The sequence below is a fragment of the Streptomyces sp. NPDC054794 genome (genome assembly GCF_053611585.1).
This window is the reverse complement of record NZ_JBSHAQ010000017.1, coordinates 70,773-88,720: the sequence shown is the minus strand read 5'-3', so window position 1 is coordinate 88,720 and position 17,948 is coordinate 70,773. Positions and strand designations below refer to the sequence as shown.

At 70.3% G+C, this 17,948-nt stretch carries 15 protein-coding genes and 2 pseudogenes; 14 read left to right on the top strand and 3 right to left on the bottom strand.

The window, feature by feature from the left end; genetic code table 11:
* The first annotated feature begins 238 nt into the window (after positions 1-238).
* Positions 239-1,849, top strand: a complete 1,611-nt coding sequence (locus ACWGKT_RS19805; RefSeq protein ID WP_453274691.1) for an MFS transporter — start codon at positions 239-241, stop codon at positions 1,847-1,849.
* 584 nt (positions 1,850-2,433) lie between these two features.
* Positions 2,434-2,604 carry a hypothetical protein gene (locus tag ACWGKT_RS19800; protein ID WP_453274690.1) on the top strand — a complete coding sequence of 57 codons (171 nt, stop codon included), beginning with the start codon at positions 2,434-2,436 and terminating at the stop codon, positions 2,602-2,604.
* Positions 2,605-2,637: 33 nt separating this feature from the next.
* Here ACWGKT_RS19800 and ACWGKT_RS19795 read toward each other — a convergent pair.
* Positions 2,638-3,316 (bottom strand): annotated as a pseudogene (locus tag ACWGKT_RS19795) (hypothetical protein).
* A gap of 1,305 nt (positions 3,317-4,621) precedes the next feature.
* On the opposite strand from ACWGKT_RS19795, the gene ACWGKT_RS19790 reads away from it, so the two are divergent.
* Complete coding sequence (locus ACWGKT_RS19790; protein WP_453274689.1) at positions 4,622-5,080, top strand: cyclic nucleotide-binding domain-containing protein; 459 nt, start codon at positions 4,622-4,624, stop codon at positions 5,078-5,080.
* A gap of 25 nt (positions 5,081-5,105) precedes the next feature.
* Positions 5,106-5,748 (top strand): annotated as a pseudogene (locus tag ACWGKT_RS19785) (CBS domain-containing protein).
* Between the two features lie 865 nt (positions 5,749-6,613).
* Here ACWGKT_RS19785 and ACWGKT_RS19780 read toward each other — a convergent pair.
* Positions 6,614-7,519 carry a universal stress protein gene (locus tag ACWGKT_RS19780; RefSeq protein ID WP_453274688.1) on the bottom strand — a complete coding sequence of 302 codons (906 nt, stop codon included), beginning with the start codon at positions 7,517-7,519 and terminating at the stop codon, positions 6,614-6,616.
* A gap of 434 nt (positions 7,520-7,953) precedes the next feature.
* Between ACWGKT_RS19780 and ACWGKT_RS19775 the strand changes: the two genes are divergently transcribed.
* Positions 7,954-8,610 (top strand): CBS domain-containing protein, encoded by a 657-nt coding sequence (locus ACWGKT_RS19775; protein ID WP_453274687.1) that lies wholly within the window; start codon positions 7,954-7,956, stop codon positions 8,608-8,610.
* Positions 8,611-9,196: 586 nt separating this feature from the next.
* On the opposite strand, the gene ACWGKT_RS19770 is transcribed toward ACWGKT_RS19775, so the two are convergent.
* Positions 9,197-10,069 carry a CBS domain-containing protein gene (locus ACWGKT_RS19770; RefSeq protein ID WP_453274686.1) on the bottom strand — a complete coding sequence of 291 codons (873 nt, stop codon included), beginning with the start codon at positions 10,067-10,069 and terminating at the stop codon, positions 9,197-9,199.
* Positions 10,070-10,236: 167 nt separating this feature from the next.
* Between ACWGKT_RS19770 and ACWGKT_RS19765 the strand changes: the two genes are divergently transcribed.
* Genes ACWGKT_RS19765 through ACWGKT_RS19725 form a run of 9 tightly spaced genes read left to right on the top strand, consistent with a single transcriptional unit; the run spans position 10,237 to position 17,940 of the window.
* Positions 10,237-10,674, top strand: coding sequence for a hypothetical protein (locus ACWGKT_RS19765; protein ID WP_453274685.1), 438 nt, complete (start codon positions 10,237-10,239; stop codon positions 10,672-10,674).
* Positions 10,671-11,600 carry a hypothetical protein gene (locus tag ACWGKT_RS19760; protein ID WP_453274684.1) on the top strand — a complete coding sequence of 310 codons (930 nt, stop codon included), beginning with the start codon at positions 10,671-10,673 and terminating at the stop codon, positions 11,598-11,600. The genes ACWGKT_RS19765 and ACWGKT_RS19760 overlap by 4 nt, the downstream gene beginning before the upstream one ends.
* A complete protein-coding gene (locus ACWGKT_RS19755) occupies positions 11,587-13,029 on the top strand; it encodes a V-type ATPase 116kDa subunit family protein (RefSeq protein WP_453274683.1) in 1,443 nt (480 codons plus the stop codon). Before ACWGKT_RS19760 ends, ACWGKT_RS19755 begins: the two co-directional genes overlap by 14 nt.
* Positions 13,014-13,427, top strand: a complete 414-nt coding sequence (locus ACWGKT_RS19750; RefSeq protein ID WP_453274682.1) for an ATP synthase subunit C — start codon at positions 13,014-13,016, stop codon at positions 13,425-13,427. Before ACWGKT_RS19755 ends, ACWGKT_RS19750 begins: the two co-directional genes overlap by 16 nt.
* A gap of 2 nt (positions 13,428-13,429) precedes the next feature.
* On the top strand, positions 13,430-13,654 hold the full coding sequence (locus ACWGKT_RS19745; protein WP_453274763.1) for a V-type ATP synthase subunit F: 225 nt from the start codon (positions 13,430-13,432) through the stop codon (positions 13,652-13,654).
* The gene (locus ACWGKT_RS19740; RefSeq protein WP_453274681.1) at positions 13,654-14,163 is read left to right on the top strand and encodes a hypothetical protein; all 510 of its coding nucleotides are present in this window, start codon (positions 13,654-13,656) and stop codon (positions 14,161-14,163) included. Before ACWGKT_RS19745 ends, ACWGKT_RS19740 begins: the two co-directional genes overlap by 1 nt.
* Positions 14,160-15,932: a V-type ATP synthase subunit A gene (locus ACWGKT_RS19735; protein ID WP_453274680.1), complete on the top strand. Its 1,773-nt coding sequence runs from the start codon at positions 14,160-14,162 to the stop codon at positions 15,930-15,932. The genes ACWGKT_RS19740 and ACWGKT_RS19735 overlap by 4 nt, the downstream gene beginning before the upstream one ends.
* Positions 15,929-17,323, top strand: coding sequence for a V-type ATP synthase subunit B (locus tag ACWGKT_RS19730; RefSeq protein WP_453274679.1), 1,395 nt, complete (start codon positions 15,929-15,931; stop codon positions 17,321-17,323). Before ACWGKT_RS19735 ends, ACWGKT_RS19730 begins: the two co-directional genes overlap by 4 nt.
* Complete coding sequence (locus tag ACWGKT_RS19725) at positions 17,320-17,940, top strand: V-type ATP synthase subunit D (protein ID WP_453274678.1); 621 nt, start codon at positions 17,320-17,322, stop codon at positions 17,938-17,940. Before ACWGKT_RS19730 ends, ACWGKT_RS19725 begins: the two co-directional genes overlap by 4 nt.
* The last annotated feature ends 8 nt before the right edge of the window (positions 17,941-17,948 follow it).

Genomic DNA, 17,948 nt, shown 5'->3' with positions numbered 1-17,948 from the left:
CACACGAGCGCTGTCGGTGCTTCACGTCCTCGCCCGTCCGCGCCGTCGACTTCCTCCCGGACGCGGCTGCCGGGACCTGGCCGAAAGCCTCGCAGATCGTCTCCGAGGTGCAGTGGGTCTGAGGGCCAGGGCGGGCGGCTTTCGCCCGGAACGGTTTCGCCTGCTTCATGCCCGCCAAGCGGTTGATCTCCTGGCGTGGTCGAGGATCGGTCTCCAGGGCAGCTGACATGCTTCGCGCATGACACCCGGGACTGGCACTGCCGAGAGTTCGGCAAGGGCGACGCTCGTCCTGTGGACACTTGCGGCCGGTCAGTTCCTGATGGCGCTCGACAGCTCCGTCATGAACGTGTCGATTGCAACCGTAGCCGACGACGTGGGCACGACGGTGACCGGGATCCAGGGCACTATCACGGCCTACACGCTCGTGATGGCGATGTTCATGATTCCCGGCAGCAAGGTCGGGGCGCTGATCGGTCGCAAGCGCGCGTTCATGATTGGCTGCTGTATCTACGGATGCGGCTCCCTCACCACGGCGCTCACACCGAATCTGCCCGTTCTGGTGTTCGGTTGGTCATTCCTCGAGGGCATCGGGGCGGTGCTCATCCTGCCCGCGATTGTGGCGCTTGTGGCCGGTAACTTCGCCGCGGAACGACGTCCCGCCGCCTACGGGCTTGTTGCGGCCGCGGGTGCCGTGGCGATCGCGCTCGGACCGCTCATCGGGGGCTTCGCCGCGACCTACTTTTCCTGGCGATGGGTGTTCGCCGGTGAGGTCCCGGTGGTAATCGGCATCCTGTTGCTCGCTCGCCGTATCGCTGACGTATCGAGCGGCAAACGCCCGCACATCGATCTGATCGGCACCGCGCTGTCCGCGCTCGGACTCGGGACCTTCGTCTACGGCGTGCTCCGCTCGGACGAGTGGGGCTGGTTCCGGCCGAAGCCCGACGCACCGTCGTGGCTCGGAGTCTCGCTGGTTGTGTGGCTGATGCTGACGGGACTGTTTCTGGTCTGGCTCTTCGCCGGCTGGGAGACCCGCCTCGTGGAGCAGCACAGGGAGCCTCTCATCGACCCGGCTCTGCTGCACAACAAGCAGCTCACAGGCGGTCTCACCATGTTCTTCTTCCAGTACCTCGTCCTGATGGGTGTGTTCTTCGTCGTACCGCTCTATCTGTCGGTCGCTCTGGGTCTGTCCGCACTGGCGACCGGCGCGCGACTGCTGCCGCTTTCACTGACTTTGGTGGCAGCCGCGACCCTCATCCCACGTCTCCTCCCGGACGTCTCACCGAGGCGGGTGGTTCGGCTTGGGATCATCGCGATGTTGTTCGGCGCGGTGGTCCTGATGGCCGCCCTCGACGAGGGCGCCGGGGCGGAAATTGTCACTCTCCCCCTCCTGCTCATCGGGGTCGGTATGGGCGCGCAGGCGTCCCAGCTCGGGGCTGTCACCGTCTCCGCAGTGCCGGACGAACAGAGCGCGGAAGTCGGCGGCGTGCAGAACGCCGTCACCAACCTTGGCTCCTCCATCGGCACGGCACTGGCGGGATCGATTCTGATCGCCGTGCTCACATCTTCGTTCGTGGCCGACGTCGAGCAGAATCCGGCTGTCCCGGCCAAGGTGAAGAACCAGGCGACCATCCAACTGCAGAGTGGTGTGACTTTCATGTCGGACGCCCAGCTCAAGACCGCTCTCGACAAAGCAGGCACGAATGAGGAAATTGCCCAGATCACCCTGGAGGCGAACGCCGACGCCAGGCTGGACGGCCTGCGCGCTGCGCTCGCGATCCTCGCATTCGCTTCTGCCGTGGCACTGTTCTTCACCTCAAGGATCCCGACAGCCCAGCCCCGCTCGACGTAGCCATGTCCGGGACATCGCTGTTGTCCGCTGTGCCGTCTCGCCTGCGCGGCAAAACGGTGCGACGCGCCCCTCAGACGACGTGCGGTGCGCCTTGGCCGTGTCCTGGACGGTGCACCGGATCCTGGCGGCCATCGAGGACGAGACTGATCACCTGGGCAGCCGTCACCCTCATGACCAGGCGACTCGCCCGGAAAGGCACCACCCCCAGCCGGCCGAGGAAACCGGCGACCGCGGATGGCTGACTGCCTTCTCAGCCCTGGAGAGAGCTCGCAACACGATCATGCATCCCGATCCTGAGGGCCGTATCGTGGTCGGCGTTTGAGGGGCGGGAACGATGACTTTTGGGGGATCCGGTGAGCGTGATGTGGGCGGCGACAACGCCGGAATCAGGATATTTTTCCGTAGTTGAGAGGTGTTCGGAGGCCGGAGACCTATCGGCCTGCTTCAGCCAACTGCGTTCCCGCGGTCAGGGGTACCTCCAGGTTCGGTTGCCGGAGAGTGACTATCCTCTGCTGACCGTCGGATTCCGCGGTGAACACGCAGTCGTCCATCTGTTCAGGGACGCTGAGGTCGTCTCCCTTCTCGTGGGAGACGGCACCACCCCCTCTGACACCGTGGTCGACGTCCCGATCAGGGACGACCCAGCCGAGTTCACAGGCGACTTCGTCCTGAACGTCGACCGCGCGTGGAACTGCGTGTGCACCTTCATCCAGACAGGGGCGCCCAGCGATCTGGGCCAGTGGTGCGCGTTGTAGCCACATTCTCCGACACGGCAGCTGTAGTTCTGGTCATGGCTGGTCCTGGAGAGCGTGTCGGCGCTGGTGGCAGGATTGTGCGATGGCCTGATGGTGGCGGCGCCAGGCCATCCAGTGCAGGACGTGTTCCGCGTCTCGGACAGGTGGTGTGAGGACGAACGCCCGTAGGAGCCGCACGAGTTCGGGGCAGGTCAGCGGGACGAGACGGGCCGGTTCAGCAGGGCGGGCCGTGGTGGTGGCAGCGGCGGTCAGGGTGAGAACGGCGGATGCGATGAGGGAGAACAGCGACCAGCGCATCCAGGAGTTCCAACAGGTCACCTGTCCTTCGTCCAGGCCGGTGAAGGTCTTGCCGAGCTGGAAGGTCTCCTCGATCCGCCACCTGCAGCAGATCACCTCCACCAGCTGGGCGAGGGTGACATCTTCGGGAGTCCAGCAGCGGAAGAAGACAGCTCGCCGGTGTACCGGTGCCGGCGCGGGACAACAGGTGCTGCAGCCGGTGCGGACCCGGGTGCCCCTGTGCCCGGGCCAGCGTCCAGCAGTTCCGTGTGTCTACCTCCGCCAGCAGCCCGGCGATCATTTCGGTGGCCGTCGCACGCGTCTCACGTCACGTGAAACAGCCCGCGATCACGTTCATCGCCGCCCTGAACACTCGGTCCCAGAGGGCTTGGGCCAGCGTGACCTCCGCGGCCACCGCTTCTTGAAACGTCGTCACAAACGTTCATGATCACGGTGGCGCACCTCTACCCGCAGGCAACCCAATAACCGTCTGACCAGCACAGACGAGCCAACGATCAAGAACTAGGGCTGCCGTGGCTGCGCCGGGGTGTGTCACCGGGCGAAGAACTGGCCAGCGGTTGTGCCTTTTTAAGTGCGGTTCCTGCGGTTCGTGCGATGCGCGGCGCCCACGGTGGTCACGATTGCCACAAACGCCGTCCCGACGATCGCGATGCGGATGCTCGACGCCTCGGGGAGATGGTGATGATGCTGGACCCAGTAGATTCCGTCGGCCAAGGCGACCCCCGCCAGGCAGGCCACCCACATCAACAGGGCTTTGAATGCGAACAATCGGAGACGTCTACCAGCGGCCATAGAGGCATGATGCAGCCACACTGCTGCGCCTGGCCAGAGTTGTGTGCCCTCGAGTGAAGACGCGGTGCGAGCGGGGCGGGTCAACCCTGACGAGGCAGCCCCCAAGCTCTGTCCCAACAGTTGTAGTCCACCGCTGACGCAACCTCCTGAACAGCAACGATGCCCGTCTGATCAAGAACTACAGCTGCCGTGTCCGAATGACGAGGTAGAGAACTCGTCAGGGGCAGCCGATCGTCACGTCGCCGCACCGATCACCCCTGCCAGGTACAGCCGGCCGTCTTGCCGAGCGGCACGAGCACCGTTTCTCGTTGCGGGAATGCCAAGATCAACGGAGCGCTGCTGTTGGAAGGCGCGTACCTTGCGCACGCCATTGGCCCCACAGTAGGCCCGGAGTGCGGGGCCATTCACCCCGGCGTAATACCTGATCGCCCCCTATCTCCCCCTGTCGCCCGGGTGGCCACTGAAAACGGGCGGTTCGCAGAGGGCCGGTAGAAGTGCACGGCCCTTCCCCTCCGGCCATGCTGGCCGCGTGGGCCGTCCGGCCCCAATCCAGTGCTGTACACGAGGAGCAGAAACCCTGACCGCCACGAGTCCGCCAGCCGGACCAGTCGCCGGGGGTGTCTGGCTCGATCGAGGCGGTGAATCGGCCCGTGTGACTCGTGTCGGGCGCGCCGCCTCCAGGGTCATGGTCGGCTCCCTGCGGTTCCACAGCCTGATCAGCCGCCTTGGATCAAGGTCATGCTCCGCGAGGACGGTGCCGGGCGGGGCTCGTGGTGCCTCTCCCTCCACGGAGGGTGTTTCCAGCGTGCGGGTCGGCGGATACCGGGTCCCATGGGCCGAAGGGGTCCTGATCGGATCCGAGCGAGCCGTGGCGGCGGGGCGCGGACGCGCCCACGCTGGAAGCAGAAGCATGAAGGGAGCCGGTGCGATGACCTCCGCCACCACCATGACCACGGCCCTGCCCGCCGAGCACCGCGAACAGCTGATGCGCCTCGCCCACGAGGTCTCCTTCGACGCCGGGACCCGCCTGTTCGAGGAGGGTCGGCGCGCCGACCGCTTCTGGATCGTCCGGACCGGGACCGTCGCGCTCGACCTGCATGTGCCCGGTCGCCGTCCCGCCGTCATCGAGTCGCTCGGGCACGACGAACTGGTCGGCTGGTCCTGGCACTTCCCGCCGCACATCTGGCACCTGGGCGCCGAGGCGATGAGCCCGGTGCGGGCCTGGGAGTTCGACGCGGAAGCCGTCCGGGCGAAGTGCGCCGAAGACCCCGCGTTCGGCCGGGCGATCGCGGTCTGGGTCGGGCGAGTGGTCGCTCAGCGGCTGCACGCTTCCCGGGTCCGGCTGCTCGACCTGTACGCCCCCTACGGCAGCGGTGGCCTGACATGACCACCGGGCCTCCGAGGAAGACAACATGCACAGCAGCCCGCATCGAGTGAGTGATGTGATGACCCGTGCCGTCGTCGCGGTCGACCGCATGGCTCTGTTCAAGGAAATCGTCGAGCGCATGGATCAGCGAAAGGTCAGTGCCCTTCCCGTGCTGAAGGGCGACAGCCGAGTGATCGGAGTGTGTCCGAGGCCGACCTGCTGCCCAAGGAGGAGTTCCGGAACAGTGATCCGAACCGCTTCACCCAACAGCGCCGGCTGTCGGACCTGGCCAAGGCCGGGGCCGTGACCGCGCAGGAGCTGATGAGTAGGCCGGCCGTCACTGTCCGCCCCGACGCGACGCTCGCCGAGGCGGCCCGCATCATGGCCCTGCGCAACGTCAAGCGACTACCCGTCGCAAGCGCCGAGGGCCTGCTGGAAGGTGTCGTCAGCCGCGGCGACCTGCTCAAGGTCTTCCTGCGCCCGGACAACGACCTTGCCGGCGCGACGTGGTCGATCCCCTCTTCCCCGATCCCGTCGAGCCCGCGCACGTCATGGTCACCGCGGGCGTCGCAACCCTGACCGGACGAGTCCCGGACGCCACCCGGATTCCTCTCGCCGTCCGCCTCGTGCGGGGCGTCGAGGGCGTGGTGGGCGTGGACTGCCGGCTAACCGCGGCCGATGGACAGTGACCTCGCCGTGATTCCCGGTCCTATTCGCTCATACGCCGCCGGCTGAACCAGGAGGAGTCCCTCCAGACCGTGTTCCGAGTGCCCATCGGGGCGCCCGGGAGCACCTTCGGCCGGTCGGTGCGCACCGCTCCGTCGGCTGACGTCCAGCACGCGTCTGGCACGACGTCTTCGTCCCAGATCACTGGCTCGACACTCATTCACCGGTGATGCCCCTGCGGCATCTGCTACCGGAGACGAGGCTGTTTCGGTTTTCACTCGGCACCGTCTCATCTGTCGGACGTGCGGTCCGACCCGAGCCGCTGGAGGCCTTCGCCTCTTCCATGGCTCAGGGGAAACTGCCCATCCATACTTCGGCCTCCCGATGTGGCTGAAGGCGGAGACGCGACACGGCTGGCTGTGGTCCTATGCCCCAAAACGCCTGAAGCTGATCAGACAGTTCGTACAGGCGCCGTCGCGCGAACGAGCGCCTTGGCACGCGCAAGTGCGAAAGATGACGCGCATTGCTCGGCTGCCAGCCTGGATGAAGAGCACGAAGAATCGCGGTGCGGTCCTGCGTTTCACCGAGTGCATCCGGTCCTCACCACAAGCTCAACCCACCACTCTCCCCAGCTCCCATCCCCTCTACCGTCGGCCCACGCGCGATGGAGCAGGCGTGGTTCATGGCATCCATTGGAGCGCGTCACTGTACGAACGACGTGAGGGCTGGCTGTGGCACTGCTCAGCGGCCTGGCTCACCGAACGATTGACGCTTCAGGCTGTCCCTTTCCAGGAATCGTCGGCCGGCTGGGCGGTGACGGGTGGGGCCGACTCGGCAAAGGCCCGTTCGGGCGCTGCCCGTATGGGCTTTTCTCCGCGAAGTGCCGGGTCAGCCGTGCGGCACGACGGCGACGGGCGCGGTGATGTGGTGCAGGGCGGCGTGGGTGACGTGGCCGATGTGAGCGCCGAGCGCGCTGGTGCGGATGCGTCGGCCGACGACCGCCAGCGACGCGTCACGCGAGGCGTTGACGAGGGCCTGGGCGGCGCTGCCGCTCAGGCTCGCCTCGATCACCTCGACGTCCGGGAACTTGTGCCTCCAGGAGGACAGGACCTCGGTCAGGGCGGCGGCCTGCTGACGCTTGAGCGAGTCGTGGAGTTCGGCGCCGCCGGAGAAGCGGTGGAAGGAGGTGAGCGGCTCGGGCCAGCCGTGCACGACGCGCAGGGACGATTCCCGGCGGGCGGCTGCCTCGAAGGCGAACTCCAGCAGCGTTTCGTCCGGAGCGTCGGTGTCGAGGCCGAGCACCACGGGTCGGAAGGGTGCCATGGCGGAGGGTGCGCCTGCCTGATCCATCGTGTGCTCGTCCGCGGCCTGCTCCTCCGCCCGCACGAGAGCCACGGGTCGTTCGGCACGGGCGACGACGGACAGGCTCACCGAACCGACCACGAACCCGCGGATCCCGCCGAAGCCCCGCGAGCCCAGCACCAACAGCTCGGCAGTGCGCGCCGCCGCGCACAGGATGTCCACGACGTTCCCCGTCAACTGCTCGCTGATGACCTCAAGACCGGGGTGGCGCAAGCGCAAGGCCTCGGCGGACTCGCCCAGAATCCGCTCGATCCAGTGCTCCTGGGTCTCGGGGCGGATCAACAGGGCCTGAACCGTGTCCTCGGGCACCGGCACCCAGACATGGACGATCTTCAGCGACACGCCGCGCAGAAGGGCTTCACACGCCGCCCACTCGGCGGCAGCCCGGCTCTCGGGCGATCCGTCGACACCTACAGTGACGGTCGGAGACATGCTCTGCACCTCCCGCGTGAGGGTTCGATTCCAGCGTGGTGAGGCGGCCGTCTTTCAGGTCAAGGGGCACGCGTCCCCGAGCGGGGTCAACCGACCCGCTGGAGGGAACGTCGCCCGACGTCGGAGCCCGTCGAGCCACCCTGATCGCGGGCGCGACAACAGCCCCGTACCTCGTTCCGTCCCGAGCGTCCGCCGACGTCCTTCCGGGGCCATGAGCCACTCCTGACAACAGGCTGCCTGGCAGGCGTGCTCCCCCAGGACATTTTGCACGGTGCTCGTGGCCGCCGCAGGCCGGATGTCCAGTACCCGCTCGCGCCAAGCCGACAGGAAGCCGAACGGCCCGTCCGGGGCCGAAGGGCCCCTTCCCCACCCCGCCCGTACGGGCACACGCTGGAAGCGACAGAACCGACCACCTGGAACCTTAGGGGGTCAGCATGTACGGCACTCCGCACATCGTCAGCGACGTCATGACCCAAACGGTCGCCTCCGTCGGCCGGTGGGCATCGTTCAAGGTGATCGTGGAGATGATGCATGACTGGGGGGTCAGCGCCCTGCCCGTACTCGCGGGCGAGGGGCGGGTCGTCGGCGTGGTCTCCGAGGCCGACCTGCTGCCCACGGAGGAACTCCGGGACAGCCCCGAGGAGGGCTACGCGTTGCTGCGTCGGCCCGCGGACATGGTGAAGGCCGGTGCGGTCACCGCAGGGGACCTGATGTCCTCGCCCGCCATCACCATCCGCACGAACGCCACCCTGTCCGAAGCCGCGCGAATCATGGCTCACGAGAAGGTCAAGCGGCTGCCCGTGGTCGACGATTCCGGTCTGCTGCAGGGCATGATCAGCCGTGCGGACCTGCTCAAGGTCTTCCTGCGTGACGACCAGGACATCGCCGACGAGATCCGGCGTGACATCGTGTCGCTGCTCTTCCCGCTGACGTCCTCGGCCATCCAGGTGGACGTGCACAACGGGGTCGCCACGCTGACAGGCAAGGTCCGCGACACCGCCCTGGTCCCCGTGGCCGCGCGTCTGGTGCGGGCCGTCGAGGGCGTGGTGGACGTGGACTTCGATCTCACCCGGGAAGCAGCTGTGCGGTAGACGGCGGCCGCCGTCCGCAGAGAGCCCGTCACCGGGTGAGTGGGACTGGCCGACCCCGGTGTGGCACCCACGGGTGACGATCGGCTTCATGGACAGCTCGCGGTCTGTCATTCTTCCGGGTGCCGGGGCGTGCTGGACGACCACGAGGTCGTACGTCATGGCCGGACCGACCCGCGCGCCGCCGAACCGCGAACCGGACATCAACGCCGGCACCGGCGAACACGCCCTCGTCCTCGTCCGCGGACCGGTCCTGGACCCGCACGTCGCAGTGCTCGATGTACGCGCGGATACGCCTGAAGCAGATCAAGGCCTCCGATCTGGTGTCGGCGGTCCGCACTGTCGCCTCGGGGCTATCGGTGCTCGACCCCGCGGCGACGGCCCCGGCTCATGCGGTCGCTGCGCAGACCCGGCCGAGACACCGTGCCTGCCGCCCGAGCCAAACCTGTCGCCTTCTGGCCACGCCGAGTGTGCAGCGCCGGACGCAGGCGGCGGCGGTCCTCGCCTCCCACATCGGTCCGCAGGAGGCTGAGGACCACTCCACGCGTTGATCGCGATCAAGGAACCCTGGATCACAGGGAACCCTGGATCAGGCGGCGGTAAGGAGGTTTTTCACCTCGACGACATCGGTGATGTCTTCCACCTCTGCCACCAGCCGGGCCGAGGTGGCCGACGGCATCCGTCCCGTGAGCTCCACGATGCCGTCATGAACGGCCACCTCCACCAGGGCGCGCTCCGCCGGCGGGCAGCAGGCCTCGATCCTTGCCTCGACCTCCGCCCGTATCCCTGCGTCGTCCCTGATGAGGGCCTGGAGCAGCGCGTTGCGGCGCACGACCCCGACGAGGTGGCCCGCGGCATCCGTGACCGGGAGTCGCTTGAGCCGGGACAGTGTGGCCAGCCAGGCGGCCTCGGCGACGGTCGCGCCCGGGAGCACCGTGATCGCGGGGCTTGTCATCAGGTCAGCGGCCGTCTCGCCGCGGGCCTTGCTGTGCATCCGTCGCTCGCGCAGCCTTCCCACGCGTCCTGGCCGGTGACCGGAAGCCTCGAAGGCCACTTTGGCCAGCAGATCGGACTCCGAGACGACACCGACCACGTGGTCCTCGGCGTCCACGACCGGTACGGCGCCGACTTGCTCGCGCGCCAGCAGACGGGCGATGTCGCGGTACGGCAGGCCGTCGCGCAGGGAGGCGGCGGGTACGTCCATCACGTCCCGCACCAGCGGGACGCGGGCTTCTGGCGGCGAAGGTTGTTGCTGGGACGAGGCGGCCGTCTGCGCCGGGCGGGCCCTGTCGCGTACAGCGGCCTGCTCTGCGACGCGTGCGCGTTCGGCCGCAGCCGTTGCCGCGGCTCCCAGGTAGCGAACCAGCATGTCCTGCCGGGCCGTCTCGCTGGGGCTCCAGGGTCGGGAGGGCAGGCCCTGCCGGGCCTCGGACTCCGCGGAGAGGTTCTCGTGCTTGTTCACGGCGGCCTCCGGACTCCGTCGAGTTGCCTACCGTCCCAGTCTTGCGCTCTGGCCGCTCTCGCCAAGAGCCGAACGGCCCTGGTGGAACGGCGTGACGGCCCTATCCGGTGCGAGGCGGAAGAGGAACGACGAGACTGAAAGGGCAGCCGACCGGCAGGAGGCCGCCGATGAGCCTGCGGGACTTCCTGGAGCGGTTCCGTCCGGTAGGGACGCCGGGAGCGTCCGCCACCGGCGTGCCCGCCGACCGTACGGCTGAACGGGCCGCGGAACTGGAACCCACCCTCGCACAGCTCACGGACGTGCAGCAGAAGGCGGCAGACATCCGGGCCGCCGCGGACAAGGCGGCCGAGGCCGTCCGGCATCACGCCGCACGTGAGGCAGAACGCCTCGTGGCAGCCGCCCGGGAGCGTGCTCCCGAGACGCGCCGACAGGCCGCGGAACCGATCCTCCGGAAGGCACGGCAGGAGGCCGACGCCATTCGCGCCGCCGGAGACCGCGCCGCCTCGGCGGTCCGGGATCGGGCCGGTGAACGTATGCCGGATCTGGTGGAGCGTGCGGTGGCCGACGCGCTGCGCCTGGCAGTCGGGGCGGGCGAAGCATCATGAACGCCGGGTGGGTGGCCGGGTCGGTGCGGGCCAAGGCCCTTGTCAACCGGTACCCCGGTGCCCAGGGGGCCCGCGAGATCGCGGCCTGTCCCACGATCGACGACGCCCTGCAGCGTCTGGCGGCGACCCCGTACTCCCGCTACGTGCGGACAGTTGGCGGCCTGCCCGAAGCGCAGCGGGCGGTGACCGCCGCGCTGCTGTGGCACCTGCGGGTGCTGGCCGGCTGGCTGCCCCGGGGCGGTGCCCGCCTGCTCGTACCACTCGCCGCCGGGTTCGAGATCGCCAACGTGACATCCCGGCTGCGCACACAGGAAGGTCGCCGCACGGAGGCCCCGGAACCGTACCGGCTCGGGGCGCTCGAGACAGCCTGGCGGAGTCTGGAGCCTGCCGGGACACCCGCGGAACTACGGTCGGCGCTCGCCGCCTCGCCATGGGGCGATCCTGGCGACGACACGCCCTGGGCTCTGATCACCGGCATGCGGATGGCTGCCGCTCGGCGCACGGCCGTCGCCGTGCCGCCCGCGCGCCGCTGGGCCGAGGGGCGTGCCGCCCTGCTGATCGCCCGTGAGCTGTTCGTGCACCAGCGCTCTTTGTCGAAGCCCGTGCGGCGTGACGCGGCCCGGCTCCTCGGGGCGCGGGCGCCGTCCGCCACCTCGTACCGGGAGTTCCGTGAGTGCCTCCCCTCGGCGGCCCGCTGGGTCGTGGCGGACGTGGCGGAGCCCGGTGGGCTGTGGCGGGCCGAGGCAGGCTGGTGGCGAAGGGTGCAGAACGACGGCGCGATGCTGCTGCGGGACAGCCGGTACGGCCCGCGCGTGGTCGTGGGCGCCGTCGCGGTGCTGTCCGTGGACGCGTGGCGGGTGCGGGCAGCGCTGGAGTCGGCGGCGCGCGGCGGTCGGCTCGGCGAGGTGTTCGATGCCCTGGCCTGAGGCGATGACGCCGGTCCGGATGCGCCGGGTGGCGGTGATCGTGCCGCAGGCGGCCCTGCGGGACGCGCTGGTGCGGATCGCCGAGGCGGGATGCGTGGAGCTGGACCGCGCCGAGGAGGCGGCCTTGGGAGCGGCGGCGGTGCGGCTGCGGCGGCTGCGGGGACGTGCTACGACGGTCGAGCCCGAGGGTGCCGCTTCGGCCGTCCTGGCCGCCGACCTACCGGATCTCGACCGTCTCGAAGCGCGGCGCAGCATCGAATTGCTGGCGGGCGAAGCCCAGTTGGAGGAGCGCGCGGAAGGCGCCGTACGACGCGGGGAGGTGGCCGCGCTGGCCGGATGGTGCCCTGCCGCCGAGGTGCCCCGGGTAGCGGGCCGACTGGCCGCCGCAGGCGGCGCACTGGTGCCGTTGCCGTCCCCTCGTGGCACCGATCCGCCGACGCTGCTTCGACCGGGCCGACCCGTCTCCTTCACGCCACTGGTGACGACTTACGGGACACCGGCCTACGCGGACCTGGATCCGTCGTGGCCGGCGGGCCTGTCCTACGTCGTGATGTTCGGGATCATGTTCGGTGACGTGGGGCACGGGGCGCTGCTGTTGTTCGGCGCGCTCGCGCTCCGCGTCGGGCGGCCCCGTCGGCTCGCCCGGCTGAGCCGTCTCTGGCCGTTCCTGGCGGGCGCCGGAGTCGCCGCCATGCTCGCGGGCGCCGCTTACGGAGAGTTCTTCGGTCCGACGGGGCTGCTGCCGGTGCTGTGGCTGAGCCCGTTGGAGAGCCCTGCTCGCCTGCTGGGGGCCGCCGTGGTCTTCGGGGCGGGGCTGCTTGCCGTCGCGCATGCCGCCGGTGCGGTCAATCGCATGCGTGAAAGCGGCTGGGGCACAGCGTTGTACGCGGGGTCCGGCTGTGCCGGGCTGCTGTTCTACTTGGGGCTCGCGCTGGCCGCGGCGGGCCTGTTCCTGCATCGACCGCCCGTGGCCGTCATCGGGGCCACGCTCGCCGTCGTCGGGCTGGCGCTGGTGGCCCTCGGCCTGTTCCGGGCCACAGCGGGCGGCTGCGCCGGATGTGCCGAGACGGCTGTACGGCTCTTCGACGTTGTGGTGCGTACAGGCACCAACACCCTGTCGTTCGCCCGGCTCGCGGCCTTCGGCCTGACTCACGCCGCGCTCGCCGACCTGGTGTGGCGCGGCACCACGGGCCTGGCCCGGCACGGTGTCGGCGGGGTCGCGGGGGCGGTGCTGCTGTTCGCCGTGGGCACGGCCCTCTCGTTCGGCCTGGAAGCCCTGGTGGCCGGTGTGCAGGCCCTGCGGCTGGAGTTCTACGAACTCTTCTCCCGGCTCTTCGAGGCGGAGGGCCGCCCGTTCCGTCCGTGGCACGTTCCCCCGGCGGAACCTGCCGACAGCGCTACGAAGGTGATCCCATGCTCACCTGGCTGATCGTCCTGCCGGTCCTGGCCGCGGTGCTCGGCGCCGTTCGGCTGCTGCGGCGGCGCCGGGCCAGACACGCCTTCCGCTGGCTGCTGGCCACCGACCTGGCCCTGTTGGGCGGCGCATGTGCGGTCCTCGGCACGGCGCTCGCGGGCCCCGCGCACGCGTCGGCACAGGCCGCCGCGTCCGGCGGAGTCAACGGATCTGCCCTGATCGGAGCCGCCATCGCGGTGGCGGGAGCCTCGATCGGGGCGGCGATCGCGGTCGCCTACACGGGCGCCGCGGCCCTGGCAGCGCTGAGCGAGCGACCGGAGATGTTCGGCCGGGCGATGGTGATCGTCGGTCTGGCCGAGGGCATCGCCGTGTACGGACTGGTGGTCGCGATCCTGCTGATCGGGAAGGCATGACGATGGGTACCGTGGCCGCCATCGGCGCCCGGACCAGCGTGTGCGGTCTGGCCCTGGCAGGGGTCGACGTGCTGGTCGCTGAAGATCCGGACACCATCCTCCGTACGTGGCAGAAGCTCCCGGGCACGGTCGACCTCGTGATCCTCACGACCGAGGCCGCCGAAGCGCTGGGGGCCGAAGCGATCGCGCCCGCCCCTTCCCGACCGCTGACCGTGGTGATGCCTTGATGACCGCGTTCGTGGACGCCCTGGACCCCGTGCGCGCCGAGTTGCTGCGCGCGGCGCGGGCCTCGGCCGACGCGGTCCGGGAACGAGCGCGGGCCGACGCGGAGGAAACGCTGTGCGCAGCACGCAGTACGGCTGATGACCTGCTCGCGCGGGCCCGGGAACTCGGCGAGGCGGATGGCGCGGCCGATGCGGCCCGGGAACGGGTGCGAGCGGTACAGGACGCCTGGGTGAAGGAACTCGTGGCTCGCGCCGAGGTCTACGCCGAGCTCAGGGCCGCGGTGCGCGCAGGGGTGCGCCAAGCGCTGGCGGAGGGTGCCGCACCGCAGGCCCGAATAGCCGCCGCGGCGCGAACGCTGCTGGGAACGCAGGCGCGGGTCACGGCTGCCGCAGAGGGTGGAGTGACGGCCGAGGTGACCGGCCGACGGGTCGACCTGTCGGCGGACACTCTTGCCGACCGCGCCCTGGAACGGCTGGGTGTGCAGGCCGAAACGCTGTGGAGGCCGTCGTGATCCCACCCGGCAACCCGCGGACCCGTACCGCCCCGTCGCCCCGGCAGAGGGACGACACGCCGCGCCCACGGATCCTCCGGGTCGCGGGCCCCCTGGTGGAGATCGCCTGCCCCGCTTCGGTCGCCATGCGCGACCTGGTCGTGCTCGGCGCCGCCCGGCTGCCGGGCGAGGTGGTCGCCATCCACGGCGACACGGCCACCGTCCAGGCGTACGAGTACACGGGTGGGCTGGCCCCTGGGCATTCTGCGGAGCTCCAAGGCCACCCGCTGTCGGTGCGCCTGGCACCGGATCTGCTCGGCGGCGTGTACGACGGCCTGCTTCGCCCCCTGGCCGGCGCCGGCGACCCTCTCATGACGAGCGGGCCGAGCGAAACACCGGAGCAGCGCAGTTGGTCGTTCACGCCACGGGTGGCCGCGGGAGCGCGAGTCGCGGCCGGGGACGTCCTCGGGGAGATCGGCGCGAGCGTGCCGCTGCGGCTCCTGGCGCCTCCGGACCGCTCGGGCGAAGTGACCCGGGTCGCCCCGGCGGGCGAGTACTGCGCCGATGTCGTGCTCGCCGTGGTGGGCGGGCAGGAGGTGCGGATGGCGCAGTCCTGGCCCGTGCGCAGGCCGCGGCCGGTCGCGGAGCGGTTGCCGGCCGACCTGCCGCTGAACACCGGGCAGCGGGCCGTCGACCTGCTCTTTCCGGTGGCTCGCGGCAGCACGGTCGCCGTGCCGGGCGGCTTCGGCACCGGCAAGACCATGCTGTTGCAACAGATCGCCAAGTGGTGCGACGCCGACGTGATCGTCTACGTCGGCTGCGGCGAGCGCGGCAACGAAATGGCGGACGTCATCGAAGAACTGGCCGAACTGACCGATCCGCGTAGCGGGGGCCGCCTGGCGGATCGGACCGTGACGATCGCGAACACCTCCAACATGCCGATGATGGCCCGCGAGGCGAGCGTGCACACGGGTGCCACGGTCGCCGAGTACTTCCGCGACATGGGCCTGGACGTCGTCCTGATCGCCGACTCGACCTCCCGCTGGGCCGAAGCGCTGCGCGAGTTCGCCTCGCGCATGGGCGAACTCCCCGCCGAGGAGGGCTATCCGGCAGGGCTCGCCTCCCAACTGGCCGCGTTCTACGAGCGGGCCGCCGCGGTGCGCACCCTCGGCGGCACCACCGGCTCCGTCACGGTGATCGGCGCCGTGTCCCCGCCGGGCGGCGACCGCACGGAGCCGGTCACCGCCCACACCGAACGCTTCGTACGGTGTCTGTGGAGCCTGGACCGCGATCTCGCCTACGCACGACACTATCCGGCCGTCTCCTGGGCGGACTCCTTCTCGCGGGACGCCGGCGCGCTGGCCGCAGCGCACGCCCGGGCCGGTGACCCCGAGTGGGCCGGGCAACGGGGGCGGGTGGCCCTGCTGCTCGCCGAGGCGGACAGGCTTGCCGACCTCGTCGAGCTGGTCGGTATCACGGCTCTGCCGTCCCGGGAGCGGATCAGCGTACTGGCGGGAAGACTGCTGCGCGAGGCCCTGATCCAGCAGAGCGCTCTGTCGCCGGCCGATGCCTACAGCGCCCCCGAGAAGACCGCGGCCCTCGTGGAGGGCGTGCTGACGGTGATCGACCGCTGTCTGGAACTGGTGGACACCGGCGCTCAGGCAGACGCCGTCGAAGCGGTCGACTACACCCCGCTGGTGCGGGCGCGCGAAGCGGCGGGCCCAGCGGAGACCGCTCCCGTGACGGCGGCCCGGGACACTGTGCTGGCGCGGCTCAAGGAGGCCGCATGAGCGGCCTCGCCGACATCGAGTACACGGCCGTACGGGAACTGCGCGGCCCTCTCGTGGTCGTCGAAGGGGTGAGCGGGGTCGGCTGGGACGAGTTCGCCGCGATCGTCCTCGACTCCGGTGAACGGCGGCACGGGCTGGTTCTGGAGGTGGACCGGGATCTCGCGGTGGTGCAGGTCCTGGAGGACACGGCGGGCATGGACCGGAGCGGCACCCGCGTCGCCTTCTCGGGCACGCCGCTGCGGATCCCGGTCGGCACGGGGTGGCTGGGGCGGGTGTGCAACGGGCGAGGCGAACCGACGGACGGAGGGCCGCCGGTGCTGGGCGGGTCCTACGCGGCGGTCGGCGGCGCGCCGATCAACCCGGTGCGCCGCGAACCGCCGAACGAGCCGGTACTCACCGGCGTGAGTGCCGTGGACGTACTCACCACGCTGGTGCGGGGCCAGAAACTGCCGGTGTTCTCGGCGGCCGGGCTGCCGCATCTGGAACTGGCGGTGCAGATCGCGGCCCAGGCGACGTGCGGCGGCGAGGCGTTCGCCGTCGTGTTCGCCGGCATGGGACTCACACACGCCGACGCGGCTTTCGTCCGTGACGGGCTGGCCGCCCGCTCTGCCGCACGGGAGCTGGCCCTTCTCATCAACACGGCCGACGACCCGGTGATCGAACGATTGCTCACCCCCCGTCTCGCGCTCACCGTCGCCGAACACCTGGCGTTCACCGAGGGCCGTCACGTCCTGGCGGTGATGACGGACATGACGGCCTATGCGGAGGCGCTGCGCGAAGTGTCGGCCGCGCGGGGCGAGATCCCGGCCCGCCGGGCATACCCGGGCTACCTCTACAGCGACCTCGCGTCCCTTTACGAACGCTGCGGCAGGATCAGGGGTCGCCCGGGGTCGGTGACCGTGCTGCCGGTGCTCACCATGCCGGCGGGCGACATCACCCACCCGGTTCCGGACCTCACCGGGTACATCACGGAGGGACAGATCGTGCTGTCCGCCGAGGTGCACGCGGCCGGCACGTATCCGCCCGTGGACCCGTTGGCCTCGCTGTCGCGTCTGATGCGCAAAGGAGCCGGACCGGGCCGGACCCGGGAGGACCATCCGGCCGTCGCGGCGCAGTTGATCGCGGCGCTGGCCCGGTCCCGGCAGGTACGGGAACTCGCCGACCTGATCGGGCGGTCGGCACTCAGCCCGACCGACCTGCGCCACCTCGACCTGGAGGCCTCCTTCCGGAACCGGTTCCTCGCTCAAGGCACGGACGAGGACCGGTCATTGGAAGAGTCCCTGGGCCGGGCCTGGGACGTCTTGTTCACCCTGCCGCGCAGCCAACTCGGCATGATTCCGGTTGACTTGCTCGACACCCACGCCCCGCCACAGCACGGGGAGCCGACGTGAGCCCGCACGGACGCCCCGTGCCTGCGGGACGGGCCGGGCGGTTGCGGCTTCGTCGCAACCTCGCGACCGCGGTGCGCGGAGCAGACCTGCTGGAACGCAAACTCCGGCTGCTGCTGGACCGGGAGCGCGCGCAACGACGTGCGGCCGAGGAAGCGGGCTCGGCATGGCGGGCAAAGCTGGCCGACGCCGGAACCTGGCTGGTGCGCGGGGTGTTGCTCGGCGGCGAACAGGCGTTGGCCCAGGCGGTGCCCGGGGACCGAGCGCGCGTCGACGTCGAGTGGGCCGCACTGATGGGTGTACGCCATCCCGCGGCCGTGGCCTGGACTGCCCCCGTCCGTTCCCCGGCGGAGCCGACACCGCCCAACACCGCGCTCGCGCACGCCGAGACGGCCTACCGCGCCGCGGTTCGCGCCGCCGCGGAGTACGCCGCTCATCAGACAGCCGCCGAACTGCTCGCCGCCGAAGCCGAGCGGACCCGGCAGCGGGTTCGCACCCTGCGCCGACACTGGATCCCCCGGCTGCAGCACGAACTGACGGCGGTGGAGCTGGCGTTGGAGGAGGCCGAGCACGAGGAAGCGGTACGTCGCCGCTGGGCCGCCTCCCGCGGGGCCCGGTGATGGCGCAG